General features: G+C 62.9%; 22 protein-coding genes, 1 other RNA gene and 1 pseudogene. 12 read left to right on the top strand and 12 right to left on the bottom strand.

Annotated features, from left to right (window positions below):
* Positions 1–64: 64 nt before the first annotated feature.
* Both dnaK and grpE read right to left on the bottom strand, forming a co-directional pair.
* Positions 65–2005: a molecular chaperone DnaK gene (gene dnaK, locus R3F72_RS11415; RefSeq protein WP_087718621.1), complete on the bottom strand. Its 1941-nt coding sequence runs from the start codon at positions 2003–2005 to the stop codon at positions 65–67.
* 168 nt (positions 2006–2173) lie between these two features.
* The gene (grpE, locus tag R3F72_RS11420; protein ID WP_087718622.1) at positions 2174–2806 is read right to left on the bottom strand and encodes a nucleotide exchange factor GrpE; all 633 of its coding nucleotides are present in this window, start codon (positions 2804–2806) and stop codon (positions 2174–2176) included.
* A 250-nt stretch (positions 2807–3056) separates the two neighbouring features.
* Here grpE and recN point away from each other — a divergent pair, with 250 nt between their 5' ends.
* A complete protein-coding gene (recN, locus tag R3F72_RS11425; protein WP_087718623.1) occupies positions 3057–4730 on the top strand; it encodes a DNA repair protein RecN in 1674 nt (557 codons plus the stop codon).
* A 155-nt stretch (positions 4731–4885) separates the two neighbouring features.
* On the opposite strand, the gene fur is transcribed toward recN, so the two are convergent.
* The gene (gene fur / locus R3F72_RS11430) at positions 4886–5335 is read right to left on the bottom strand and encodes a ferric iron uptake transcriptional regulator (RefSeq protein ID WP_071230959.1); all 450 of its coding nucleotides are present in this window, start codon (positions 5333–5335) and stop codon (positions 4886–4888) included.
* Positions 5336–5407: 72 nt separating this feature from the next.
* Between fur and R3F72_RS11435 the strand changes: the two genes are divergently transcribed.
* Entirely contained in the window at positions 5408–5830 is a 423-nt protein-coding gene (locus tag R3F72_RS11435) for an outer membrane protein assembly factor BamE (protein ID WP_087718624.1), read from the top strand.
* 34 nt (positions 5831–5864) lie between these two features.
* Here R3F72_RS11435 and R3F72_RS11440 read toward each other — a convergent pair whose 3' ends face one another.
* A complete protein-coding gene (locus R3F72_RS11440) occupies positions 5865–6161 on the bottom strand; it encodes an RnfH family protein (protein WP_303854033.1) in 297 nt (98 codons plus the stop codon).
* A gap of 11 nt (positions 6162–6172) precedes the next feature.
* Entirely contained in the window at positions 6173–6607 is a 435-nt protein-coding gene (locus tag R3F72_RS11445; RefSeq protein ID WP_087718626.1) for a type II toxin-antitoxin system RatA family toxin, read from the bottom strand.
* A gap of 221 nt (positions 6608–6828) precedes the next feature.
* Between R3F72_RS11445 and smpB the strand changes: the two genes are divergently transcribed.
* The gene (gene smpB / locus R3F72_RS11450; RefSeq protein WP_087718627.1) at positions 6829–7308 is read left to right on the top strand and encodes an SsrA-binding protein SmpB; all 480 of its coding nucleotides are present in this window, start codon (positions 6829–6831) and stop codon (positions 7306–7308) included.
* An 83-nt stretch (positions 7309–7391) separates the two neighbouring features.
* Positions 7392–7771, top strand: a transfer-messenger RNA (tmRNA) gene (ssrA, locus tag R3F72_RS11455).
* Positions 7772–7841: 70 nt separating this feature from the next.
* On the opposite strand, the gene R3F72_RS11460 is transcribed toward ssrA, so the two are convergent.
* Both R3F72_RS11460 and R3F72_RS11465 read right to left on the bottom strand, forming a co-directional pair.
* Positions 7842–7982, bottom strand: coding sequence for a hypothetical protein (locus R3F72_RS11460; protein WP_179208866.1), 141 nt, complete (start codon positions 7980–7982; stop codon positions 7842–7844).
* Positions 7983–8215: 233 nt separating this feature from the next.
* Positions 8216–10003 (bottom strand): alginate O-acetyltransferase AlgX-related protein, encoded by a 1788-nt coding sequence (locus R3F72_RS11465; RefSeq protein ID WP_332779699.1) that lies wholly within the window; start codon positions 10001–10003, stop codon positions 8216–8218.
* 539 nt (positions 10004–10542) lie between these two features.
* On the opposite strand from R3F72_RS11465, the gene R3F72_RS11470 reads away from it, so the two are divergent.
* Positions 10543–13062 (top strand): mechanosensitive ion channel domain-containing protein, encoded by a 2520-nt coding sequence (locus tag R3F72_RS11470; RefSeq protein WP_332779700.1) that lies wholly within the window; start codon positions 10543–10545, stop codon positions 13060–13062.
* Positions 13063–13139: 77 nt separating this feature from the next.
* Here the strand turns inward: R3F72_RS11470 and R3F72_RS11475 are convergent, their stop codons facing one another.
* The 5 genes from R3F72_RS11475 to hemC all read right to left on the bottom strand — a co-directional run bounded on the left by R3F72_RS11475 (position 13140) and on the right by hemC (position 18657).
* A complete protein-coding gene (locus R3F72_RS11475; protein ID WP_087718642.1) occupies positions 13140–14057 on the bottom strand; it encodes an ROK family protein in 918 nt (305 codons plus the stop codon).
* A gap of 91 nt (positions 14058–14148) precedes the next feature.
* Positions 14149–15372, bottom strand: coding sequence for a heme biosynthesis HemY N-terminal domain-containing protein (locus R3F72_RS11480; RefSeq protein WP_071230980.1), 1224 nt, complete (start codon positions 15370–15372; stop codon positions 14149–14151).
* Positions 15369–16913: a uroporphyrinogen-III C-methyltransferase gene (locus tag R3F72_RS11485; protein WP_332779701.1), complete on the bottom strand. Its 1545-nt coding sequence runs from the start codon at positions 16911–16913 to the stop codon at positions 15369–15371. Before R3F72_RS11485 ends, R3F72_RS11480 begins: the two co-directional genes overlap by 4 nt.
* Positions 16910–17707: a uroporphyrinogen-III synthase gene (locus R3F72_RS11490; RefSeq protein ID WP_276231751.1), complete on the bottom strand. Its 798-nt coding sequence runs from the start codon at positions 17705–17707 to the stop codon at positions 16910–16912. Before R3F72_RS11490 ends, R3F72_RS11485 begins: the two co-directional genes overlap by 4 nt.
* Entirely contained in the window at positions 17707–18657 is a 951-nt protein-coding gene (hemC, locus tag R3F72_RS11495) for a hydroxymethylbilane synthase (protein WP_087718645.1), read from the bottom strand. The genes R3F72_RS11490 and hemC overlap by 1 nt, the downstream gene beginning before the upstream one ends.
* 376 nt (positions 18658–19033) lie before the next feature.
* Between hemC and argH the strand changes: the two genes are divergently transcribed.
* The 7 genes and pseudogenes from argH (at position 19034) to R3F72_RS11530 (ending at position 25325) form a co-directional block, all read left to right on the top strand.
* On the top strand, positions 19034–20446 hold the full coding sequence (argH, locus tag R3F72_RS11500; RefSeq protein ID WP_332779702.1) for an argininosuccinate lyase: 1413 nt from the start codon (positions 19034–19036) through the stop codon (positions 20444–20446).
* Positions 20436–20564 (top strand): annotated as a pseudogene (lptM, locus tag R3F72_RS11505) (LPS translocon maturation chaperone LptM); the annotation flags it as partial. The gene argH and the pseudogene lptM, both read left to right, overlap by 11 nt.
* A gap of 158 nt (positions 20565–20722) precedes the next feature.
* Positions 20723–22003, top strand: coding sequence for a diaminopimelate decarboxylase (gene lysA / locus R3F72_RS11510; protein WP_332779703.1), 1281 nt, complete (start codon positions 20723–20725; stop codon positions 22001–22003).
* Positions 22003–22836: a diaminopimelate epimerase gene (gene dapF / locus R3F72_RS11515; RefSeq protein WP_087718648.1), complete on the top strand. Its 834-nt coding sequence runs from the start codon at positions 22003–22005 to the stop codon at positions 22834–22836. The genes lysA and dapF overlap by 1 nt, the downstream gene beginning before the upstream one ends.
* A 100-nt stretch (positions 22837–22936) precedes the next feature.
* Entirely contained in the window at positions 22937–23677 is a 741-nt protein-coding gene (locus R3F72_RS11520; protein WP_087718649.1) for a DUF484 family protein, read from the top strand.
* Positions 23661–24575, top strand: coding sequence for a tyrosine recombinase XerC (locus R3F72_RS11525; protein WP_087718650.1), 915 nt, complete (start codon positions 23661–23663; stop codon positions 24573–24575). The genes R3F72_RS11520 and R3F72_RS11525 overlap by 17 nt, the downstream gene beginning before the upstream one ends.
* 12 nt (positions 24576–24587) lie before the next feature.
* Positions 24588–25325: an HAD family hydrolase gene (locus R3F72_RS11530; RefSeq protein WP_332779704.1), complete on the top strand. Its 738-nt coding sequence runs from the start codon at positions 24588–24590 to the stop codon at positions 25323–25325.
* Positions 25326–25659: the final 334 nt, after the last annotated feature.

The following is a 25659-nucleotide window of genomic DNA, read 5'->3' on the forward strand; positions in this document are numbered from 1 at the left end:
AGCAACGCGGGAGTCTTCACTGGCTCCCGCGCTACTGCCGGTCACACGACGTCAGACGTCGTGGTTATTGCTTTTTCTGATCGTCGTTGACTTCTTCAAACTCGGCGTCAACCACGTCATCCTCTTTCTTGCCGCTGGACTGGGCATCGTCGCCCGGTTGACCGGCCTGCGCGCCAGCACCTTCGCCCTGCTCGGCGTACATCTTCTGGGCCAGATTGCCGGAGGCTTCGGTCAAGGCATCCAGCTTCGCCTGGATGGCATCCTTGTCGTCGCCCTTGAGCGCTTCCTCGAGCTCGCTGATCGCGGCCTCGATCTTGCTCTTCTCCTCGGCATCGACCTTGTCGCCGGCTTCTTCGAGCGTCTTGCGCGAGGCGTGGATCATGCCGTCGGCCTGGTTGCGCAGCTGGACCAGCTCTTCGAACTTCTTGTCCTCGGCTTCGTGCGCCTCGGCATCCTTGACCATCTGGTCGATCTCTTCGTCCGAGAGACCACTGGAGGACTTGATCACGATCGACTGTTCCTTGCCGGTCGCCTTGTCCTTCGCCGTGATGTTAAGGATACCGTTGGCGTCCAGGTCGAACGCCACTTCGATCTGCGGCACACCGCGCGGCGCCGGCGGAATGTCGGCCAGGTCGAAACGACCCAGAGACTTGTTCTGACCTGCCTGCTTACGCTCGCCCTGCAGCGCGTGAATCGTCACGGCCGTCTGGTTGTCCTCGGCGGTCGAGAACGTTTGCGTCTTCTTGGTCGGGATCGTGGTGTTCTTCTCGATCAGCGGGGTCATCACGCCACCCAGCGTCTCGATACCCAGCGTCAACGGCGTGACGTCGAGCAGCAGCACGTCCTTGACATCACCGCCGAGCACGCCACCCTGAATCGCGGCGCCCATGGCGACGGCTTCGTCCGGGTTGACGTCCTTGCGCGCTTCCTTGCCGAAGAACTCGGCAACCTTGCTCTGGACCATCGGCATGCGCGTCTGACCGCCGACCAGAATCACGTCGTGAATCTCGCTGTTGGAGAGGCCGGCGTCTTCCATGGCCGTCTTGCAGGGCCCGAGCGAACGCTGAACCAGATCTTCGACCAGCGATTCCAGCTTGGCGCGCGTCACCTTGATCGCCAAGTGCTTGGGACCGGTGTTGTCAGCCGTGATGTACGGCAGGTTGACTTCGGTCTGCTGCGCAGAGGAGAGCTCGATCTTGGCCTTCTCGGCAGCTTCCTTCAGGCGCTGCATGGCCAGGCTGTCGCCGGACAGATCGATGCCGGAGTCGCTCTTGAACTGCTGTACCAGGTAGTCGATCAGCTTGAGGTCGAAGTCTTCGCCACCCAGGAAGGTATCACCGTTGGTCGCCAGTACTTCGAATTGCTTCTCGCCGTCGACGTCGGCCACTTCGATGATCGAGATATCGAATGTACCGCCACCCAGGTCGTAGACCGCGATGGTGCGATCACCGGTGGAGCGATCCATGCCGTAGGCCAGCGCGGCAGCCGTCGGCTCGTTGATGATGCGCTTGACTTCGAGACCGGCGATACGGCCCGCGTCCTTGGTTGCCTGACGCTGAGAGTCGTTGAAGTAGGCCGGTACGGTGATGACCGCCTCGGTCACTTCCTCGCCGAGATAGTCTTCGGCGGTCTTCTTCATCTTCTTCAGCACTTCGGCGCTGACCTGCGGCGGCGCCAGCTTGTTGTCGTTGACCTTGACCCAGGCATCACCGTTATCGGCTTCGACGATCTCGTAAGGCACCATCTTGATGTCTTTCTGGACGACGTCGTCCTTGAACTTGCGACCCACCAGACGCTTGATGGCGTAGAGCGTGTTTTTGGGGTTGGTGACCGCCTGACGCTTGGCCGCCTGACCGACCAGCGTTTCGCCGTCTTCGGTGTAAGCGATGATGGAAGGCGTCGTGCGGCCGCCTTCAGCGTTTTCGATCACGCGGGTCTTGTCACCATCGAGTACGGCGACACAGGAGTTGGTCGTACCCAGGTCAATGCCAATGATGCGTCCCATAATTCCTCACCTCATAACTATTCGTTGACGACTGAATTCGTTTTGATGACGGCGCTTGCTGCGCGATTGACTGCTATGTGGGGGCTGCTAAGCGCCTTTCAAGTCCTCATCGACGATTCCGATACAGCGCCGAGTCGAACCGATAGCGGCCCTCTTCAGCCTGTTGTCTCAGCCTGCTGTCTTGCTGACCACCACCATCGCCGGGCGGATCAATCGCCCGTTCAGGGTGTATCCCTTCTGCATGACATCCATCACGGTGTTGGGCTCCAGCTCCGGGTTGGGCACCATTGTCATCGCCTCGTGGAACTGCGGGTCGAACGGTTCGCCCTGCGGTTCGAGCTGTTCGACGCCGAACTTGCTCAATACGTCGAGCTGCATCTTGAGCGTCATCGAGACCCCTTCCCGGTGCGTCTCGTCGACCTCCTGCATGCTTTCCAAGCCCTTCTCAAGGCTGTCGACGACCGGCAGCAGCTCCTTGACGAATTTCTCGAGCGCGAACTTCTTTGCCTTGTCGGCGTCCTGCTCTGCCCGACGGCGAGCGTTCTGGGCTTCGGCAGCGGCACGCATCGACTGATCCTTGGCCTCCGCCAGCGCCTGCTCGAGCTCCTCGACCCTGGCCGCCAGCACTTCGGCTTCGGGATTGGCCTGGCCTTCGATGTCATCCGCCTCGTGTTCGAGCGATTCCGCGAACTGCTCCAGGTCGCCGTCCAACGCCTCGTTGGTGGTCTGCTGTTGCGGCTCGCCGTCGCGTTCGGCGCGCTCGAGTTCTTCGTCTACGGGATTCTGCGGATCTCTAGCCATGAGTCTCTCCTGGCAAGGTGTTGTGACGGTTATTCGACAAAGCGTGATTCGACAAGCGTCGGAGTTGTCTGCCTATATGGGGCTATCGATTCAGATCTCAAGCACCGATCTTTCGAGCCGTCGCCACAGCCGTTGAACGGGGTTTTCGACTACTGTATAAACAACCAGACAGTAATGACCCGATCGTTCACCGCCAGATCTCGATCGCCCAACAGACCCCGTATGGCCGCCATCGATCCCGGGAGGCAGCATGCTGATTCAACTCGCCATTCGTGACTTCGCTATCGTCGACACACTGGACCTGGAGTTTCAGGCCGGCATGACCGCCATTACCGGCGAGACCGGCGCCGGCAAATCGATCCTGCTCGGGGCGCTGGGGCTTTGCCTGGGAGAGCGCGCGGATGCCGGCGGCGTTCGCCATGGTGCCGACCGCGCCGACCTGAGCGCCCGCTTCGATATCACCGAACGCGACGACGCCAAGGCCTGGCTGGCGGCGCGGGAGCTCGCCACGGACGACTGCCTGCTGCGGCGCGTCGTCACCGCCAGCGGACGCTCCAAGGCGTGGATCAACGGCCAGCCCTGCACTATCGCGGATCTGCGCGAGCTCGGCGAATGTCTGATCGACGTGCATAGTCAACATGCGCATCAGGCACTGCTCAACGAGGACACTCACCGTCGTCTGCTCGACGACGCGGCAGGCCACCACAAGGCGGTGGCCGAGCTTGGCGAGCTGCATCGTCAATGGCACGCATTGCGCCGGCAGTATCGCGAGCGCAGCGAGAACGACGAGGAGCGTCAGGCCAAGCGCCAGCTGCTGCGCTATCAGGTCGAGGAGCTCGATCAGCTCGATCTGCAGGCCGACGAGCTGAAGAGCCTGGAACAGGAACAGGAGACGCTGGCGCATCTCGAGGAGAGCCTGCGCGAGGCGCAGTTCGCCGCCGACAGCTGCGATCACGACGAGAGCGGCGCGTTGACCCTTTTGTCTCAGGCGACCCAACGGCTATCCCGGGTGCCCGGCAGCGATCGCGGCAGCCTGTCCGAGGCTCTGGTGATGCTGAACGATGCACAGATCCAGCTCGAGGAAGCCGCTCGCGAGCTCCACCACTATGTCGAGTCGACCGAGCTCGACCCGCAGCGCCTGGCCTGGGTCGATGAGCGGCTCGGCGAGATTCATCGCATCGCCCGCAAACATCACGTCATGCCGGAAGAGCTGCACGACCTGCACCGCCGGCTGAGCGGCGAGCTGGAAGCGCTCGATAGCGGCGACGACGATCTCGAAACGCTAAGAGCCAGGCTCGACGACCTGCGCCAGCAGTACCGCGACGCCGCCAAACAGATCAGTGAGACGCGCCAGCGCACCGCCACGGTTTTCGCCCAGCAGGTTCAGGAGCAATTGGCGTTTCTGGGAATGGACAAGGCTCGCTTTGCCGTCGATGTCACGCCACTGGAAACGCCCCAGCCTCACGGCCTGGACCGGGTCAGCCTGCAGATCAGCGCCAATCCGGGCCAACCCCCACGGCCGCTGGCCAAGGTAGCCTCCGGCGGCGAGCTCTCGCGCGTCAGCCTGGCGATTCAGGTCGTAGCCGCAAGCCACAGCACGCTGGCGACGCTGGTCTTCGATGAGGTAGATGTCGGCATCTCCGGCGCGACCGCCGAAATCGTCGGCCAACTGCTGCGTCGGCTAGGTAGCGATGCCCAGGTCATGACCGTCACCCACCTGCCGCAGGTCGCCGCGCAGGCCCATCAGCATCTGCATATCGAGAAGCGCTCGAATGACAACGAGACTCGCACCGAAATGGCGCAATTGGACGAGGCTGGCCGGGTACGCGAACTGGCGCGAATGCTGGGCGGGGTCAAACTTTCCAATCAGACGTTGGCGCACGCTCGCGAAATGCTGGCGGCCAGTCAGAACTCGGCGCACTGACTCGCGCACTGCGAGCCCCAGCGCCGCTCCGCCAGGCGCTGACTCACCGGGTATCGGCTGCAGCGGGGCATCAGCCCGAACCCGGCCTTGTAAAGGCACCCAAACGAAAAACGCCGACCCTAAGGTCGGCGTTTTGCAATGCGGGTCAGTAGCGCTTACTTCTTGATGCCATCCTGACGCGTGGCCTTGGAGCCGCGGGGGCGGACATAGAGCACCAGTGCATGCTCGACCAGCTCATAGCCATGTTCCTCGACGATCTCGCGCTGACGACGCTCGATCTCTTCGTCATAGAACTCGACGATCTCTCCGGATTCCAGATCCACCATATGGTCATGGTGCTCTTCCTGGGACATCTCGAAAACCGCGTGACCGCCGTCGAAGTTATGTCGTACGACCAGCCCTGCCGCCTCGAATTGCGTCAAGACGCGATATACGGTGGCCAGCCCGACATCTTCTCCCGACTCCAGCAGCGCCTTGTAGACGTCCTCGGCACTCATATGGAGCTCTTCTTCCATGCGAGTCGCTTCGAGGATTTGCAGAATCTTGACGCGTGGCAGCGTGACCTTCAGGCCTGCCTTACGCAATTCTTGGTTTTCGTCGGCCATGGTCGCTCTTCGCAGTAGCGTCTTGTGTCGGGTATGATCAATCCACGCAACGATAGTGAAAGACGGACTCAAATGCAAAAACTGATCAGCACGGTCGTACTCCTCCTCGCAGTCTCTCTCATCGCAGGCTGCAGCTACTTGGGCGTCTACAAGAGGGACATCCCGCAAGGCAATCTCATCACCCAGGATATGGTGTCTCAACTGCACACCGGCATGAGCCGTGAACAGGTCGCCTACATCATGGGTACGCCTCTGATGGAAGCCCCGTTCTCGTCGAATCAGTGGGACTACGTCTTCTATCTTGACGAAGCCTACGGCGGCACCGTGCAGAAGCGGCTGACGCTGACGTTCCAGAACGACCAGCTGACCGATATCGCCAAATCCGGCGATATGGATTCGGATGTCGAACTGAACCAGGACGGCGGCCCCGGGCCGGCAGTCGAAGGGGCGGGTGAAGGCACACCGGTACCGCAGATCGGCCCCAGCGGCATCTGAAACGCTGACGATTCCTATAATGAATGAATGGCAGCTAACGTGAAGAGACGCGGGCTGCCCGTTCACGTCTTGCCTGTTTGGGATCGATTTCGAGCGGCCGATAGACCTCGATCCGCTCTCCCTCGAGAGGCGAATAGTCTTCCGGCGCTGGCAGACGCTCGCCAAATATACCTAGCGGTGCCGTTGCGAAGTCGAAGCTTGCCCATGCCGTGTGCCTGGCCGGCAAATCGGCGAGCATGACTGCTTGCCTTGCGGACATCTCGGGCTCGAGCGAGAGCCGAACGATGACCTGATGCTCCGGCGTTGCGAACGCGACTTCGACATTTGCCATCAGGTTGCCTCCTAACGCCCGTAGACCTGATCGGCACGGCGCGTGAATGCGTCGACGAGCTGGCCCGCCACCTGCTGGAACAATCGGCCAAAGGCCATGCCCAGCAGCCGATTGCTGAATTCGAAACTCATTTCGAGCTCTATCTTGCAGGCGTCCTCTCCCATCGCACGAAAGTACCAGCAGCCGCTAAGCCGCTTGAAGGGACCATCGACGAGCGACAGATCGATGCGTTCGGGACGCTCGAGATCGTTGCGGGTCGTCACGCTCTGCTCCACACCGCCTTTGGCCAGGGTCATTCGGCCGACCAGATAGTCATCCCCCTGCTCGACGACGCTGGCTCGTCGACATCCGGGCAGAAACTCGGGATAGCGTTCGAAATCATTGACCAGTTCAAACATCTGTTCCGGTGTATGCCGAACGAATGCAGACCGATTCACATTGGGCATAGAGGTCTCCACTGATTTATCGCCCCGACATGCGTATCATGGGGCACCGTTTTCGATGCTTGAATGGTATCACGGCTGCCCTCATAACTAGGCTTCACACGATACTCGCCAATACCGCTCTCTGGCGTCTGGCGGAAGAGCGCGCAGAATGGGGCGCGCCAAAGTGCAGCCATTCATCATACCGCCCGAGGGCATACCGGATATCGCCGTAAAGAGGTGTCATGGGTAAGAAAAAAGGCAACGCGCCAAGCAGCAACACGATCGCCCAGAACAAGAAGGCTCGGTTCGAGTATCACATCGACGAAACCTTCGAAGCTGGCCTGTCGCTGGCGGGCTGGGAGGTCAAGAGTCTGCGCGCCGGTAAGGCTCAGCTGACCGACACCTACATTCTGGTCAAGAATGGGGAGGCTTGGTTGCTGGGTAGCCATATCATGCCGCTCAACACGGCGAGCACCCACGTTCTGGCGGACCCGACCCGGACCCGCAAGCTGCTCCTGCATCGCAAGGAGATCGCCAAGATCTTCTCGAAGACGCAGGAGAAGGGCCACACCTGCGTGCCGCTCAAACTCTACTGGAAACAGAACCTGGTCAAATGTGAACTGGCCCTGGTACGTGGCAAGCAACTTCACGACAAGCGCGCCACTGAGAAGGAGCGCGACTGGAATCGGGAGAAGGCCCGGGTCATGCGGGATCACGCTTGAGTACGGTATCGGTCATAAATGTTCGAGATTGCACTTGATATGGCGTGGGCTCGTCGCCATCTGGTAGAATGAACGAGTTGTACGGGGGCGACATGGCTTCGACGCCGGTGACAATCCCTGAGGTGCATGCCGAGAGCGTAACGTATCTCGTAAATCCAACGTTGCAATCAAATAGTCGCAAACGACGAAAACTACGCTCAGGGCGCACTGGCAGCTTAAAAACTGCTAGTTGTTAGCCTGGCCCCAAAGCGATGTGCCCATTCATCGCGGCGGGGATACGAGCTAAAGCTGATGGGACCGCGGATGTCAGCGCTCTCCTGACATTCGTTAAACCTTAGAGAGATCGCGAAGTGCCATCCTGCCCGTCGGAGAGCACTGAGTTAAATCAAAAGACGGAACTAAGCATGTAGAGCTGATGGGCGAGTGCCGGCGGACGGGGGTTCAATTCCCCCCGCCTCCACCAAACATGAAAAAGCACCCGATCGGGTGCTTTTTTTGTGTTCGCTCTTCCAGATGCCAACTAGCGGCGATTCTCAGGCAACCGATGCCATGGCGGCTGCCTTCTGTCGTTGCACCGCAGACATGGCGCGCTCCAGATCATCGTTCTTGCATTTGAACGCGGAACAGTCAGCGCAACGGACATCTTCGGACGCTTCATGCAGCGTCGGCAGCAAGAACCGTTCCCCGCCACAAACGTTGCAACGTAAACCCAACGTGACTTTTAGCATTGTCGTTCCTTGGTACAGGCCCCTTCGTGGATGGCCGTTTTGTCATGTTAGCGGTGATCCGATCAGCCAGCCCGAAGGGCCATATCACGAGCTAACGCTTGAGACTCCAGGCAAGCTTCGACAAGACATGGGTACGTCCACCAATGCGCTGTTCGGCAGCACGATGCCGAAGCGCGGGTTCATCCTGCCAGTAGCCTAGTCATGAAGTCGTGATACGGCTCGCAGCTCGCGTAGCGATTCATTCTTTGCAGCAGCTTGGCTCTCTCGGCCGCCGGCACGCCTCGCACGGCCTGGTCGAGATTGGCCTCGGCCAATGTGTTGATGATGCGTCCGGGCGTGGCGAGATAGCGCTCGTTGGTCTGCAGGATCACATGATCCGCAGCTTCATGATCGACGATTTCATGGACATAGCTGCCAGGCAGGTTGACCACGACGACCCGCTGGAAGACGTTGGCGAACAGCAGCGCGACCCCCCCCGCGCCAGCCGAAGAGCCGCCGAAGATGACCAATGTCCGGGCATGAATGGGCTTGGAATTCTCGAAGATCGTGATGTTGCCGGTGCCCGGGAGATAATTGGAAAAGCGGCAGTACACGCCACTCTTCTCCCGGAAAACGGCGACGGTCGACAAGGATTTAGCGGGAGGATCCATCTTTGACCCCAGGTCACCGACGACTTCCCGCTGCTCGAAAGCGTACAGCGAAGCGAAGTCGTCATCGAAGCCGAAATGCCGCATGCAGGCGAGAAACGCGAGATAGGCACCGCGACCACTCCAGTGCGTGTCCGTGGGGTAATAGCTATCTAGCTCCGCCTGCATGGCCGCCACGGGGTTGCAGTAGTCGATCCTTCCTGCCTGGAGGAGCTTCTCGACCTGTTCGGTAGGCGTGATACTGGCTTTCTCGTAAGGGTAATATTCCGGCCTGACCTTTTCCTTGGAATTGGCGATCAACAACAGCAGAGAGCGCTGTCGCTGAAGCGGTCCGATCTCAGCGGAGAAACGCTGCCACTGCTGTGTTTCCTCCGCCCTTAAACGCTTCTTGCCAATGAACTGATCGATACTGGCATTGGTATCGTTGGCCAGGAAGAGCCACCCCTCTTTCCCTTCGACGACTTCCATGACCGGCGTCAACGAGAACCGCACGCAATCGTGTACTTCCCCGTCATCCTCGAACCGGACACCGAGGACCAGGTCGCGCGCGAGATCCAACGCGTGCTCGAATTCCCAAACGACCGTTCCCGTCGGCAGGTCTTCTGTCGATAAGCTCGGCTCACGAACAGTGAGCGCCAGGGTCGAGACCTCCTCGGATGACTTGGCAATCAACACGGGCTGCTGATCCGAAGCGGTCTCGATCCGTCCGTGAATGCGAAAATGGCGAAAGAATTCGAGTGTGGCCACCCACTTCTGACCCTCGTCGGCATCCCAGTGCATGGCGATCGGCGAGGCGATTGGCTGACCCTTCAACTGATACTTCTTCGCTTTCTGGCTAGCGATGACGTCCTTGAGATCGCTGATGACCGAATTCCCGGGCTGCTTCTCCAGCGCCAGGTTGACCACGTGAAGCGCAGCGCTGAATTGCTGTGCCGCAAGCAGGGCACGCGCCTGGCGTATATGGAGCTGGGGAGGAAATACGGTGTGACGCTCAACTATGGCCTGCCATCTTTCGATAGCCGCCGGCCAGTCCTTGCGCGTCATGGCCGCTTCGGCGTAGGCAATCCAAAGCTTGAGCGGCGGCTGTGAGGACTTTTGCAGAGCAGCTGCCATCATCTCTTCGTGTTTGGCAGCGTCACCGACACTCTCATAGGCTTGCATCAACGCCTGAACGATATCGAGACTATCGGCGCCCGAGTCATAAGCCGGCTCCAGCAAGGCGATCACGCCTGAAAAGTCGCGTCTTTCCAGTCGAGCAGAAGCTTCGGCCATCAACTCGGGCGCCCCCTCGATGCGTTCGGCAACGGAAAAAGAATTCATAACGGCTCCCTGATGGTTGCAACGGAAGACTCCGGGCGAGAGGCTGACGATATGGCGCCGTCATGATGGTTCAGCGCGCATTCGCCATCGCATGCCCTGCGTCATCCATGACGACGTCGGTCATGGTGCCCGTCCATGGCCCGGCACTTGCGCCGTCAATGCATCGCCCCGCACCGCCCTAATGCCGGATCCTGTCTCTGATCTTTCGCTTCATCGTCACTATATCCCAGCGCTGACCTGACTCGACATCGCCCGTCGGGCATGAACTTTTTCAGCGTACCGGGGCCAGTAACCTCATTGTTTACCACTACCGGCTCGGTGGCGTTCTCATCGAAAGCGGGTGGAGGAGGCAAGTCGTCGAACGACCAAATGCCGTACCCCGCTCTGGAAAACCCGCCCATATCGGCTAGCCTCACGAGATAGCGCCGCCTTGGTAGGCACGCGAATTTGCCATTAACGATAAAGTGTTATCCTAAAAATGGTTAGGCTGGCTGCGTGTCGCCGAAATCGGACCGCCCACAAGACAAGGAGATTGGAGCTTGACAGCCCTTCGCCCCGATCGCTGGCTCAGTCGCTGGCTACTGTTACTACTTTTGATATTCGCTATTCCCGCACTGGCTCAGGAAAGTGGCACCGAAGGGCAGTCTGCTCAGGATGGCCCTGCCTATTCCACAATGGCGGATCTGCTGGAAAATCCGGAATCGCGGCAAGCCTTGATCGACCAGCTACGACAGCTGGCTTCTCGACAGGATTCCTCCGGCGATTCGCAAGCCGATGCGGCTCAGAGCGAGGGCACGGCCGACAACGCGAGCTCGGCCAATGGCGATAGCGACACCGCCTCTGGGCAAGATACCCAGACGGATGGCAGCGCCGCCAACGATAGTGGCGAGAATGCCGAGACCGCCACCTCGTTCCCTCGACGAATGGCACAGATCACCAGCGATTTCGCAGGCGATATCGGCGGCCAGATCACTAGCCTGGCAGTCATGATCGGCGGGTTCTTCACCAGTGACAGCGCCGCCGCGAGCACCGGCCCGGCGTTCAGCATGAGCGATTTCCTGAGTGCAGCGATCGACCTTGCCCTGGTGATCATTGCCACGGTCGCCGCCTTCCTGATTCTGCGGGCCATCGCCAGACCGCTGTTTTCCCGCCTCAGCCACTGGGCTCTGCAAGGCGAAGGGCGTAGCCATCTGTTACACGTCATCGTGGCCGTGGTGCTGGCGGCCATCGTCGATGTCGTCGTCGTCGTCCTCGCCTATGTGGCAGGCAATCTGGTGGCGACCTTTCTGGTCGGCGAAAGCGGCAGTCTCGACACGCGGCTCTCGCTGTTCCTCAATGCGTTCCTGATGATCGAGCTGTTCAAGTGCGCCTTGCGGGTACTCTTTTCATCGCGCCATGAAGGGCTGCGCCTGGTATCCATCGAGGCCGATCAGGCAAGGTACTGCAACCGATTCCTGGCGACACTGGCCAGCTTCATTGGCTACGGCATGCTGGTGGTCGTTCCGATCCTCAACGCCAACCTCTCGTCCGCGTTCGGCAAGGCAGTGGGTGTGCTGATCATGCTCGTTGCGCTGATCTGGTCGCTAGGCGTCGTGTTCAAGAATCGTACCGGCGTGCGCGACCTGATCATCGCCAAGGCGGATTCGGCACAGATGTCCGCATCGCGCGTGGCGCTTCGCCTGTTCGCGCGGATCTGGCACGTCATCGCGGTGATCTACGCCGTCATAGTGTTCGCCGTTACGCTGCTGCATCCTGAAACCGCGCTGCCGTTCGTCCTGATCGCGACATTGAAGACGATCATCTACGTCGGTATCGGCACGCTCGTCTCCGGCCTGCTGACCCAGCTCATCGGCCGGCGCATCGACCTCGGCGACAACATGCGCAAGCGACTGCCGTTGCTCGAGCCGCGCTTGAACTCCTACATCCCGACGCTGCTGAAGATCGTCCGCGCCATCATTCTGATCGCGGTGGTGATGTACACCCTGGATGCCTGGGGCGCGTTCGACCTCGCCGCCTGGTACGCCAGCGACGCAGGATCGCACACCGTGGCGACCGTGATTCAGGTCATCCTGATCCTGATCATCGCTGCCATCGTGTGGATCGGCCTGGCCAGCCTGATCGAGAACTACCTCAATCCCGAAACGGGAGGCGGCGCGCCCACCGCCCGCGCGCAGACGTTGATGAGCCTGTTCCGCAACGCCCTGGCCATCACCCTGATCATCATGACCGTGATGATCGTGCTGTCGCAGATCGGCATCAATATCGGGCCGCTCATCGCTGGCGCCGGGGTACTGGGCCTGGCTATCGGCTTCGGTGCCCAGAAGCTGGTCCAGGATGTCATCACCGGGGTGTTCATCCAGCTGGAAAACGCCATGAACACCGGAGACGTCGTCACCGCTGGCGGCATCACCGGCACCGCCGAGCGCATCAGCATCCGCTCCGTGGCGATCCGCGATCTGTCCGGCACCTATCACATCGTGCCGTTCTCTTCCGTGGATACCGTCTCCAACTTCATGCGCGAGTTCGGTAACCATGTCGGCGAATACGGTATCGCCTATCGCGAGAACATCGATTACGCCATCGAACAGCTGGAAGCCGCCTTCGAGGAGCTCAAGGCGAGCGAGGAGCATGGCCACAAACTGCTGGCGCCAATGACGGTGGCAGGGGTAATCGCGCTGGCAGACAGCTCGGTCAACATCCGCGTAGTGATCAAGACCACGCCGGGGGATCAGTGGGGTGTCGGGCGCGCCTACAACCGCCTCGTCAAGCTCTACTTCGACAAGGCCGGTATCGAGATTCCGTTCCCGCATACCACGCTCTACTTCGGTCAGGACCGCACCGGTTCGGCGCCGCCCGCCAACCTGCGCATCATGCAGGAGGACTTCACGATCGACGGCAGCCCCGCCGGTCAGCCGAAGGCTCATCAAACCGACGCGCCCACGGCGATCGAAGGCGAAAGCCGGTCCGAATCGACGCCGAATCAGCGAGCGCAGGACGAGACGCATCGAAAGCCCACCGACGACGATGTCGATGGCGACGAGACGGACGAGCCACGCTAGATCGTTAGACCGTCAGCCGGAATCCCCTCGTCTTTTCGGGCCGCCTTCGGGCGGCCCTTTTCGTTTGTGTCCTGTTGTCAGGCAGTCGTCATCATACCGGCGCCCAGCATGGCGGCGCCGCGCACGCCACTGGCATCACCCAGGCGAGAGCGCATCACGTCGGGCACCTCGACACCTGGGAACAGGTGTTCACCAATGGCCGCCGGCAGTGCCATCACAAGATCGTCCACGGCCGACAGGCCGCCGCCGATGATGATCGCCTGGGGCGATAGCAGCTTGACCACATTGGCCAGAGCGCCGCCCAGCAACGCCAGATGACATTCGCGCGCGCGCCGCGCCGCGCCTTCCCCTGCCAGCCAGGCCTGATGCCACTGCTCGGCGGAGGCCGACCGGCCGCCAAAATGGCGGTGCAATCTCACCAGCCCGGGCCCGGCAATGTAGCCTTCCAGGCACGCCTCGAGACCGCAGCCGCAAGGCAACAGCGGCAGGTCATAGTGCTGGGCGGCCGCTGCGGGCAACGGCAGATGCCCCCACTCGCCAGCAAATCGCCCGGCGCCCTTGAGCAGCCGGCCGTCCACCATCGCGCCGCCACCCGCGCCGGTTCCCAGGATCGCGCCGAAGGCGTGCATCACGCCCTCGGCCGCGCCACCGGGCCCGGTTTCCGACACCACGAAGCAGCGGCTGTCGTTCTCGATGATGAAATCACGATCGAGATGCGTCGCCAGCGCCGTCTCCAGGACGAAGGGACGAAGCCCCGGCAGGTTTGCCGACACCAGATGCCCCTGCTCATCGAGGACACCGGGAAAACCCAGTCCCAGCGAACCGCGTCCGCCATGACGACGATCCGCCTCTCGCACCAACCCGGCCAGCAGCGCCATCAGCGCCTCGCCGTCATCCGCCGGCGTCGGCTCGCGCCAGCGATCGAGACACTGCCAATCCGGGTCGTAGATCGCGATCTCGATCTTGGTCCCGCCGACATCGATACCGTAATGCATGCGTGGGATCCTCAAACTGGGTGACGGTGACCTACCGCACGAAAAAAGGCGCCCGCAGGCGCCCAGGAGAGCAATCGATCGTCAGCCGGAATCAGCGCGTCATGTCGCTGGGCTGCGGCAACGCCGGCAGCGACTTGTCGAGCAGCGTCACGCTCTGACGGTAGTAGAGCTGGCTCTTGCTGTGATCGCCGAGGTTGGCATACAGCCGTGCCAGCTCGGCGCAGACGACCCCGCTCGGGCGCTGGCGCTGGCTCGCTTCGAAGTACTCCTGTGCCTTGCCCCAGTAGGCATTGCGCAGCGACAGACGGCCCAGGGTGAGCAGCAGATCCGGATCGTTGGGGCGCTCCTGCAGCCACTTCTCGGCATAGGCCAGCTGTCGGGCGGCGTCGACATTGAGCAGACCGTAGCGCAGCACCAGCCGCGTATCCCAGTGCTCCTTCAGTGCGTTGCGCAGCAGGCGCTCGGCATCGCCCTCTTCTCCGCCCTTGATCAGCGCTTCGGCATAAAGCCCGACCAGTTCAACGTCGCCACGCAGGTTATCCGGCATGTCCGCCCATAGCGAACGGACGCGCGGCAGATTGCCTTCCTGCTGCGCGGCCTGCACCAGAAGCTCGCGATAGACCCGCTGGTCGAGCTCACGACGTTCGTCTTCGGTAATCAAGCGATGCTTGTCGAGACGCGGCAGCAGTCGACGCATGCCATCCCAGTCGTTGACGCTGAGATAGGCCTGCTTGAGCAGCTTGAGCACCTGGGGATGCTCCGGCAGTTGCTGTTCCAGACGCGTCAGGGTCGCCAGGGCTTCTTCGAACTGCTGGCGATCCAGCATCAGCTGTGCCTGTACCAGCCCCACCGCCGTATCGGCGCCCTCGGTGCTGTGATGCGCCCGCTTGAGCAGCACGTCGGCCTGCTCGTAACGGCCCTGGTAATGGGCCGCCAGCGCTGCGGAGAGATAGTTGACCAGCGGCGTGCCGGAATCATCGGCCGCCTTGGTGAGAGACTTCTCGGCACGCTTCCAGCGGCCTTCCGCCAGCGCCACCAGCCCGCGAACGGTGCGCTTCATCGCGGTGCGGTGACGCGTACGGCTATTCCAGACCTTGAGCCGGCTCACCGGGCGGCGCAGGCGCGTCAATGCACGCAGCAGAAAATGCAGAATCAGGAAAGCGGCCAGCAGCAGGACACAGCCGAACCAGAAAGAGGTCTGGATGGAGGTGTCGCCAACGCGAATGAACCAGTAGCCCGGCAGCGACTGCATCAACTGCCCAAACAGCGCGCCGACCGCCAGACCGAAGACGATCAGCAGGATCAGCTTTCTCATGCGCCCTCTCCCTGTGCCGATCCGCTGGTACCGCCCTGTGCGCCGCCGTTCTGTGAACCGCTTCCGCCCTGGCTCCCGCTGCCGTTGCCGAAGCGCTGCTCGATGAAGCGCTTGAGCAACTGCGAGGATTCGCTGATATCGGGCAGCTCCGGTCGAACCTCGTTGTCACGCAGGCTCTTGAGCTTGTCGATCGAGTTGGCCACGCCGTCGTTGTCGGTCGCGTAGTAGCCTTCGACCAGTTCGATCGCCTTGTCGAGGCTCGCCTGGTAAAGCTTGGGTTCCGATTTCAGCAACGCCAGTTGCGCCTGTTCGAGAAGCAGCCGGACGTTCTGGCGCAGGTAGGACTCCTGCTGCGGCGTGATCAGCGCTTCCAGCGGCTGGTCATGACGCCGCACGGTCACCAGATCCTTGAGCTCGCTGCCCAGCGTCGCCAGCTGCTGGCGCCAGCCGCCGGTCGGCTTGGTGTCGCCCTCGCCGGCGGCGATCTCCTCGATGTCCTGCTTCAGCGGCAGACGCGCCAGCTGCTCCTGCTGCGCCATCAGCGCCAGATAGAGGCCGGTGCGATCGATGACCGGCACGGAATCGAGCGAAGCCAGCTCGGACTGGATGGCTCGACGGATCGGCACCAGCGCCGGATTGTCCGCCTCGCGCAGACGCGCGTCGGCGGCGTTCAACAGCGCCTTGGCGCCCTCGACGTCACGCTCGAGCTGCAGCCGCTGGTTGGCCAGGCGCAGCAGATATTCGGCTTCGGCGTGCAGCCACTCCCGCGGGTCGGCCTGCTGCTGCTGGGCCAGCTCCTTGAGTACCTTGTCCAGGGTGTTGTCGAGATTCTGACGGTACTGATCGAACTCGCCACGCATCATTCTCAGATTCTGCTGACGATTCTGGTCGAGCTCGCCGACTTTCGACTCGAGCTGGTCGAGCGTGGTGCTATTGGAACCGACCTGACTCAACTGCGTCTGCTGTTGCTGGATTTTCTGCCAGCCGAGATATCCGACGATTGCCACGGCAATCGCCAGCAGGATGACCAGAACCAAGGCCAGCAGCCCCAGTTTGGCGCCATTGCCTCGTTTGCCAGCCGTTGGCGGAGTACCGCCTGGCGGAGTGGCCGCGCCTCCCGAGGATGGCGTTGCCGGACCCGACTTGCCGCTTTTCTTGCCGGCTGTGGCGCCGTTTTTGCCACCCGCGGAGCCGGATTGAGCAGAGGCGCCGGATGCAGCGGCCGCCTGAGCCGTGTTCGATGCGGAAGCGCCGGATTTACCCGACTTGCTGGTGGCATCCGGTTTGCTGGTGACGTTCGTGTCGCCAGTCGTATCACCCGTAGTGGCCGGCTGCGCGACATCCGGCTTGATCGGGTCGGCCTTGGCCGAGCCGCTTTTGGCAGAGGGATCGGCAGGTGATGACGGCTGGCTATTGTCCGCGTTCGACGCCGCGGCCGCCTTCGGGTCATGTACGGTCGGTTTGGCCGTGCCGTCCGATGTCTGCTCGCTACCGGATGTCGGTGCCGACGGCGGTTGCTGATCTTTGCTTTGCTTGCTCATCTACGCTTGCCTTTTTCGTGATCACCCTGATCGAAGGTGGCGCCCCGCGGATCGAGCACCGCGCGGACCTCGGCGCTCAATGCCGCCGGGGAAGCGCCCGACGCCACATGAGGCGAGCCGAACCCCAACGTTTCCGCCAGTGTAGCCAACCGCGGACTCGAGACGATTAGCGGTTGGTTCAACGCAACCGGGCCACACCATGTGACCAAATGTTGCAATATTTCCCCGCTGGTCACCACCAACGCGGCAAAATCTCCGCTTTCCAGACACGTGTCCAGGGGGGGAGAAGGCGGATGATAACAACGCCGGTAAAGCGAAACCGCTTCGACCTCGGCGCCGCGTTCACGCAGCCGTTCCGCCAGCAGTTCCCGACCCGATTCGCCGCGAGCCAGCAGCAGGCGCTTGCCGGCTATCGCCTTGAGCGATGCCACTTCCAGCAGCCCTTCGCTGTCCTCGCCGTTCGCTCCGGAGGGAATGACCGCCGGCACGCCCAGTTCCGCGTGGAGCGTCTGCGCGGTGGCTCTGCCAATGGCATAGAAACGCAGGCCCAGAGGCAACTGGGGCCAGTATGACGCAATGGCCTCGGCAAGACACGTCGCGGCCTGCGGGCTGACCACGATGATGCCTTGGAACAGATCGAGATCCAGCAGCGCAGTGCGAGCCGAGTCCGACAGCGCTACAGGCTCGAAACGCAGCACGTCGAGCGCGGCCGTGGCGTAGCCGGATTCGCCCAGTGCCCGCGCCAGGACCTCGCCGCGAGCCCCGGGGCGCGTCAGCAGCACGCGGTCAGGCATCACTCGTTACCGGCGCTTCCGTAAACCTCGGCAAGAATCTCGCCGGCTCCCTGATCCAGCAGGTCTTCCGCCACGCGAATCCCCAGCGATTCGGGCTCCATGGCCGATCCCCGGCTCTCGGCACGCAGCACGACCGAACCGTCGGGATGCCCCACGAGGCCGCGCAGCCACAGCGTATCGCCACCGTTCTCGAGCACGGCGTAGCCGCCGATCGGCACCTGGCATCCGCCATCGAGGCGCGTGTTCAGGGCACGTTCGGCGCGCACCCGCGTCGCCGTCGCGGCGTGATCCAGCGGCGCCAACAGCGAAATCAGTTCAGCGTCGTCGTAGCGACATTCGATCCCCAGCGCCCCCTGGCCGCAGGCTGGCAGGCTCTCTTCCGGCGTCAGTTCCGCGGTGATCCGATCGGCGAGCTGGAGCCGCTCCAGCCCCGCCGTGGCCAGGATGATCGCCTCGAAGTCGCCTGCATCGAGTTTGCCCAGGCGGGTCTGGACGTTACCGCGCAGCGGCAGCACTTCGAGATCCGGACGCCGCGCGCTGACCTGCAGGCCGCGGCGCAGGCTGGAAGTGCCCACCCGCGCGCCCTCGGGCAGTCCGTCGACGCCGGAGTAGTGGTTGGAGACGAACGCGTCGGTGGGCGCGCCGCTTTCCAGAATCACCGACAGTCCCAAGCCTTCCGGGAACTGCATCGGCACATCCTTCATCGAATGCACCGCCAGATCCGCGCGGCCGTCGAGCATCGCCTCCTCGAGTTCCTTGACGAACAGGGCCTTGCCGCCGATCTTCGCCAGCGGCGTGTCGAGGATCTGATCGCCGCGGGTAGACAGCGGCACCAGTTCGACATTCAGGTGCGGGTGAAACCTTTCCAGCAACCCCTTGACGTGTTCAGCCTGCCATAGCGCCAACGCGCTCTTGCGGGTTGCGATTCTCAATCTGTTTGCGTCGAGCACGCCGTTCTCCGAGTCTGATGGAGAGTACCGTCGGCACCGTTGATGGGTGCATTCGGTTCGTCACCAAGTGGGCGTTCGCGTTCACGAACCTTGTCTTACATGATAGAGCAGTCGCTGGATGAGGAAAAATCGACCGCATCGTCGAATGACCGGCCAAATTCGTCAGTTTCCCGGGGCACCGTTTCGGTAGTGCTTTTTTACCGCTTTCCCTGCACCTCCCTTTGCGATTTTTCTTGCATCTTTTTACGGCTTTCTTTGTACCTTGGCGGCACGCTTCACACCGCCTTACACCGTCCTATGCCGACGTCGTCTCTGATACACTCCGATCAGCGCTTCATAAACCCGTTATTCGCAGACCACGCAGAGCTCGATTTCGATGACGCAGGCAACCAACCAATCCTGGGGCGGACGTTTCAGCGAACCTACCGACGCATTCGTCGCCGCTTTCACCGCTTCGATCCCGTTCGACAAGCGTCTCTATCACCACGACATCCGCGGCTCGATCGCCCATGCCACCATGCTGGCTCGGGTCGGCGTACTGACCGACGACGAACGGGATAGCATCATCGATGGCCTGAAAGCCATCGAGGCCGAGATCGAACGCGGCGAGGTCGAATGGTCGATCGCGCTCGAAGACATCCATATGAACATCGAAGCGCGGCTGACGGACAAGATCGGCATTACCGGCAAGAAACTGCATACCGGCCGTTCGCGCAACGACCAGATCGCCACCGATATCCGGCTCTATCTGCGCGACGAGATCGATGCCGTCGCCGCCGAGCTCTCGCGCCTGCGCAGCGGCCTGATCGAGCTGGCCGACCGCGAAGCGGATACCATCATGCCCGGTTTCACCCACCTGCAGACGGCGCAGCCGGTGACCTTCGGCCACCACCTGCTGGCCTGGCAGGAGATGCTGACCCGGGATCACGAGCGGCTGCTCGACTGTCGCAAGCGGGTCAACGTGCTGCCGCTGGGCGCGGCGGCGCTGGCCGGCACCACCTACCCCATTGATCGGCATGTCACTGCCAAGCTGCTGGGCTTCGACCGCCCGGCAGAAAACTCGCTGGATGCGGTCAGCGACCGCGACTTCGCCATCGAATTCACCGCCTTCGCCAGCATCCTGCTGATGCACCTCTCCCGCATGAGCGAGGAGATGGTGCTGTGGGCCAGCGCCCAGTTCGACTTCGTCGACCTGCCGGACCGCTTCTGCACCGGCTCCTCGATCATGCCGCAGAAGAAGAACCCGGACGTGCCGGAGCTGGTGCGCGGCAAGACCGGGCGTGTCTACGGCCATCTGATGAGCCTGCTGACGCTGATGAAATCCCAGCCGCTGGCCTACAACAAGGACAATCAGGAAGACAAGGAACCACTGTTCGATACCCTCGACACGGTCAAGGGCTGCCTGCGCGCCTTCGCCGACATGGCGCCGGCGTTGGTGGCCAAGCCGGAAAACATGCTCGAGGCCGCACGCCGCGGCTTCTCCACCGCCACCGATCTGGCCGACTATCTGGTCCGTGCCGGTGTCGCCTTCCGTGACGCCCACGAGATCGTCGGCAAGGCGGTCGCCTACGGCATCGAGCAGCGCAAGGATCTCTCCGAGATGTCGCTCGCAGAGCTCAAGCGCTTCTCCGATGTCATCGGCGAGGACGTGTTCGAGGTGCTGACGCTGGAAGGGTCGGTAGCCGCGCGCAATCACATCGGCGGCACCGCGCCGGATCAGGTTCGCGCCGCCGCCCAGCGCGCGCGCGATGCCCTCGGCACGCTGCAGGAGAGCCATCATGTCGCGTAACGTTCCGGCCATCTTCCCGCAGCTATCGAAGCCGCTGGCGCTGCTGACCCTGTCGCTGCTGGCGCTGTCCGGCTGCGGCCAGAAAGGGCCGCTCTACATGCCCGGAGACGAGGAAGCGGCGAAGACCTACGACCCGCAAGGCGTCTACGAAGAGGACACTCGGCCGTCAGGCTCGGCGGCCCAGTCGCCCGGCGAGGAAGACGCCGATACCGCAGACCAGGCGCCGCAGGCGAGCCCGGCGCCGGCCGCCACGCAACCGAACGCCGAGGAGTTACCGTGACGTTCGAGGCTTTCCCCATTCGTGATGGCGTGCTGCACGCCGAAGACATCGCTCTCGATCAACTCGCCGAGCAGTACGGCACGCCCTGCTACGTCTATTCGCGTGCGGCGCTGACCCGCCACTTCAAGGCCTACAGCGAGGCGCTCGGCGACATGCCGCATCTCGTCTGCTACGCGCTCAAGGCAAACTCCAACCTCGCCGTTCTCGACGTGCTGGCGCGTCTCGGCGCCGGTTTCGATATCGTGTCGGTCGGTGAACTCGAGCGGGTCATTGCCGCGGGCGGCGATCCGGCCAAGGTCGTGTTCTCCGGCGTCGGCAAGCAGGCCGACGAGATGGCCCGCGCGCTGGAAGTCGGCATCAAGTGTTTCAACATCGAATCGCGGCCGGAGCTGGAACGTCTCGATCGCGTGGCCACCGAACGCGGTCAGGTGGCGAACATCTCGATTCGCGTCAATCCGGACGTCGACGCCAGGACCCATCCGTACATCTCCACCGGGCTCAAGGCCAACAAGTTCGGCGTGGCCGCGGAAGAGGTGTTCGATCTCTATACCTGGGCGGCCGAACGGCCCAACCTCAAGGTCGTGGGACTGGATTGCCATATCGGCTCTCAGCTCACCGAGCTCTCGCCCTATCTCGATGCGCTGGATCGCCTGCTCGCCCTGGTCGACCGTCTCGCCGATCATGGTATCGTCATCGAGCACCTGGATATCGGCGGCGGCCTTGGTGTGACCTATCAGGACGAACGCCCGCCGGCGGCCGAGGATTTCGTCGCCGCCGTGCGCGAGCGCCTGCGCGGTCGGGAGCTGACGCTGCTGCTCGAGCCCGGGCGCTCCATCGCGGCCAACGCCGGGGTCATGCTGACCCGGATCGAATACCTCAAGCCTGGCGAAACCAAGAACTTCGCCATCGTCGACGCCGGCATGAACGATCTGATCCGCCCGTCGCTGTATCAGGCGTGGCAGAGCATCGAGCGCGTCGACACCCGCCAGCCCCGCGACAGCGCCGTCTACGACGTGGTCGGCCCGATCTGCGAAAGCGGCGACTTCCTCGGCCAGGCCCGCGAGCTGGCCATCGCCGAAGGCGACCTGCTCGCAGTGCGCTCGGCAGGCGCCTACGGCTTCGCCATGGCCTCCAACTACAACAGCCGCGGCCGCCCCGCCGAAGTCCTCGTCGACGGCGACAAGAGCCATCTGGTACGCCGTCGCGAAAGCCTCGACTCCCTGTGGGCGCTAGAGTCGTGCTTGCCAGAAAAGCCCCGGCTGCCGGAGGAGCGCTGATGCTGCTGAACTTCACCAAGATGCACGGCCTGGGCAACGACTTCATGGTGGTCGACCTGATCACCCAGCGCGCCTACCTGCGGGACGAGCAGATCCGCCAACTGGCCGACCGCCATTTCGGGGTCGGCTTCGATCAACTGTTGCTGGTAGAGCCGCCGCGCAAGCCGGACATGGATTTTCGCTACCGGATCTTCAACGCCGACGGCGGCGAGGTAGAGAACTGCGGCAACGGCGCGCGCTGCTTTGCCCGCTTCGTCATCGATCAGCGTTTGACCCACAAGCGTGAATTCAAGGTCGAGACTCTGGGCGGCCCCTTGACGCTGAAGGTGGACGACGACGGCCGCGTGCGGGTCGACATGGGCACGCCACGCTTCGCGCCGGCGGACGTGCCGTTCGTGGCGGACAGCGACGAGCCGCTGCACCATCTCGAGATCGATGGCCGCTCCGTCTCGTTCAGCGTCGCTTCGATGGGCAACCCGCACGCCGTGCTGCAGGTCGACGATGTCGACGACGCACCGGTCGAAGCGCTGGGGCCGAAGCTGCAGCAGCACCCCAGCTTTCCGCGCCAGGCCAACATCGGCTTCATGCAGGTCGACTCCCCGCACGCCGTGCGACTGCGCGTCTTCGAACGCGGCGTCGGTGAAACCCTGGCGTGCGGCACCGGCGCCTGCGCGGCGGTGGCCTGCGGCATTCGCCGGGGCCTGCTGCAAAGCCCCGTCGACGTCGAGCTGCGCGGCGGCAGGCTGACCCTGGAATGGGAAGGCGGCGAGGCCCCGATCATCATGACCGGCCCGGCCGAGCGCGTCTTCGAGGGACGCATTGTCCTGAACTGATAAGTTGCCCTGAACCAACAAATAACATGAACCAATAAATAAAGAAGACGCGGCGGCGAAACTCCGCCACGTCGTGAGGGATTCACAGGAGAACCAACGCATGTCACGCGCTCAGGCCCCCGAGCCCCGTCAGACCCTGGACCCCGATCGGGTCGCCGAGTGGCTGGCGCAGCATACCGACTTCTTCGTTGGCCGGGAGGGGCTGCTGCAACAGCTCAAGGTGCCGCATCCTCATATTCCCGGCGCTGTCTCGCTGCTAGAGCGGTTGGTTCACGACCTTCGCCGCCGGGCGGAGGATGCGGAATGGCGACTCGAGAACCTGCTCGAGTCGGCCCGCTACAACGAAGCCCAGTATCGTCGGACCCGCGAGCTGATCCTCGACCTGATCGAGGCCGAGAGCGCCGATGCGCTGGCCGAAGCGCTGTCGACGCAACTGGCGGAGCGCTTCCGTACCCACGGCATCGGCCTGTGGCTGAACGCCCCGCCGGCCTGCCACGCCACGCCCCGCGACACCAACGCCTGGCAGCCGCCCCGCTTCGCCTTGACCGACGAAGCGCGCCAGCGCCTGGAACTGCTGCTCAACGAGCAAACCAGCCGCTGTACCGCGCTGCACCGGGAAGACTGGGAAATCCTGCTGCCACACTGCAATGCGCCGCAGGGATCCGGCTCCTGTGCCATCACGCGACTGACCCAGGGCGAGCCCATGGGATTTCTGCTGTTGGCCAGCCACGACAGCGAGCACTTCCGGGCCACCCTGGATACGCTGTTCACCGAGTACCTGGGCGAGGTAGTCAGCCGGCTGTTGCGGCGTACCGAGGTCGCCAGTGCAAGCCGCGCTTGATGCCTTCCTGAAGCGGCTGGCGCAGCGCGCCAGCCCGGCGACGGTGGATGCCTATCGTCGCGATATCACCGCCCTGATCGGCTATCTCGAGTCGCAGGACGTGAACAGCTGGCGCCAGCTCGACGTCACGCTGCTGCGGCGCTATCTGGCTCATGAGCGAACGCGCGGCATGGCGCCGAGAACGCTGGCGAGACGCCGCGCCGCGCTGTCGCGTTTCGCCGATGAACTGGTCCATCGGGGCGAGCTGGATCATAACCCGGTGCAATTGACGCAGGCGCCACGGCAGCCGCGCCACCTGCCCAGCCCGGTGGATGTCGACCTGCTCGGCCAGTTTCTAGACACCCCCCACGATGGCGGGCCGCTGGACTGCCGCGATCAGGCCATGCTGGAGCTTTTCTACTCCTGCGGCCTGCGTCTGGCCGAACTGGCAGCGCTCGACCTTGCCAGCCTTGCCGACCGCCACGTGCGAGTGGTGGGTAAGGGCGGCAAGCCACGCCAGGTACCGTTGGGCAAACGTGCCGGCCAGGCCATCCAGACCTGGCTCGGGTTTCGCAGCACGCTGGCGGCAGAGGGCGAGACCGCCCTGTTCGTCGCCCAGCACGGCGGCCGTCTCGGTCATCGGTCGATCCAGAGCCGGCTGGCCGATACCGCCCGCAAGCGTGGCCTGTCGGAGCATTTGCATCCGCACCGGCTGCGCCACTCCTTCGCCAGTCATCTGCTGGAGTCCAGCCAGGATCTGCGCGCGGTGCAGGAATTGCTGGGCCATGCCAATCTCTCGACGACGCAGATCTACACGCGCCTGGACTGGCAGCAGCTCGCCGAAGTCTACGACCAGGCCCATCCTCGGGCGCGGCGCAAGTCGGCCTCAGTCAACGACGAGAGTTCAGACAAACCCTAGGAATTCCCCGATATGCCGCTGGACGCCATCACCTTCGATCTCGACGACACGCTGTGGCACAACGGCCCGGTCATGGCCCACGCCGAGCCGGCGCACTATCAATGGCTCGCCGAACGGGTCGACGCCCACCGAGGGCCGGCGGCGACACCGCTGGCCGAAGCCTTCCCGCTGGAAGCCTATCAGTCCGTCCGCGCCTCGCTGATGCAGCGCTTCCCGTTGAGCCGAGGCGATCATAGCTGGATTCGCGAGCGCGCCATGCGCGAACTGCTGATCGAGCATGGCCTGTCTCCCGACGAGGCGGCGCAGTGGGCGGCAGCCGGCTTCGAGCACTTCATGACGCTACGCCACGAGGTCGCGCTCTATCCCGAGGTCGTACCGATGTTCGACGCCTGGGCACGGCGCTACCGGCTCGGCATCATCACCAACGGCAACGTCGACGTGCGCCGGCTGTCGCTGGACCACCATTTCGACGTGATCATTCTTGCCGGTGAAATGCACGCCTCGAAACCGGACCCCCGCCCGTTTCTGTCGGCCGTGGCCCAGCTCGGCACGCAGCCCTATCGCACGCTTCACGTGGGCGACAACTGGGAAGAGGACGTGCTCGCCGCGCAGCGCCTCGGCATGCACGCCGTCTGGATCGATGCCAAGAACGAAGGCGAGCGGGAGCTGCCGCCCCGGGTGCATCGCGTGACGCACGTGAGGGAGTTGCCGGGTATCGTGGCGCAGCTGGACGACGAAGCGCGCCAGTAGCGACTCACCACATCTGCACTGGCGGCCGATTCGACACTTCCCAGCTCACGGCGAACCTTGAATCGGCCACCATTCGACGCCTGTTCAGGGTGGCGCTGCGCGCAGAATCGATGAGCCGGGTCTTGCGACATGGATGTCGCAAGAGGTGCGCAGGACAGGATGTCCGTTCGCGCCGACCCGAGCTCAGCGATGACGCGCGAAGGGTTTCGCCGCCCTGGGCGTCAAAAAGGGGAGCGCGAGGGGCTTGCCCCTCGCATCAACGAGCAAAAGGGTGGTTAGTACTCGGCCAGTTGTAAGCCAGGAACGCTCGAATGAGTCGCTCCTTCGAAGAGAA

The organism is Salinicola sp. 4072, from assembly GCF_036663415.1.
Classification (GTDB): domain Bacteria; phylum Pseudomonadota; class Gammaproteobacteria; order Pseudomonadales; family Halomonadaceae; genus Salinicola; species Salinicola salarius_A.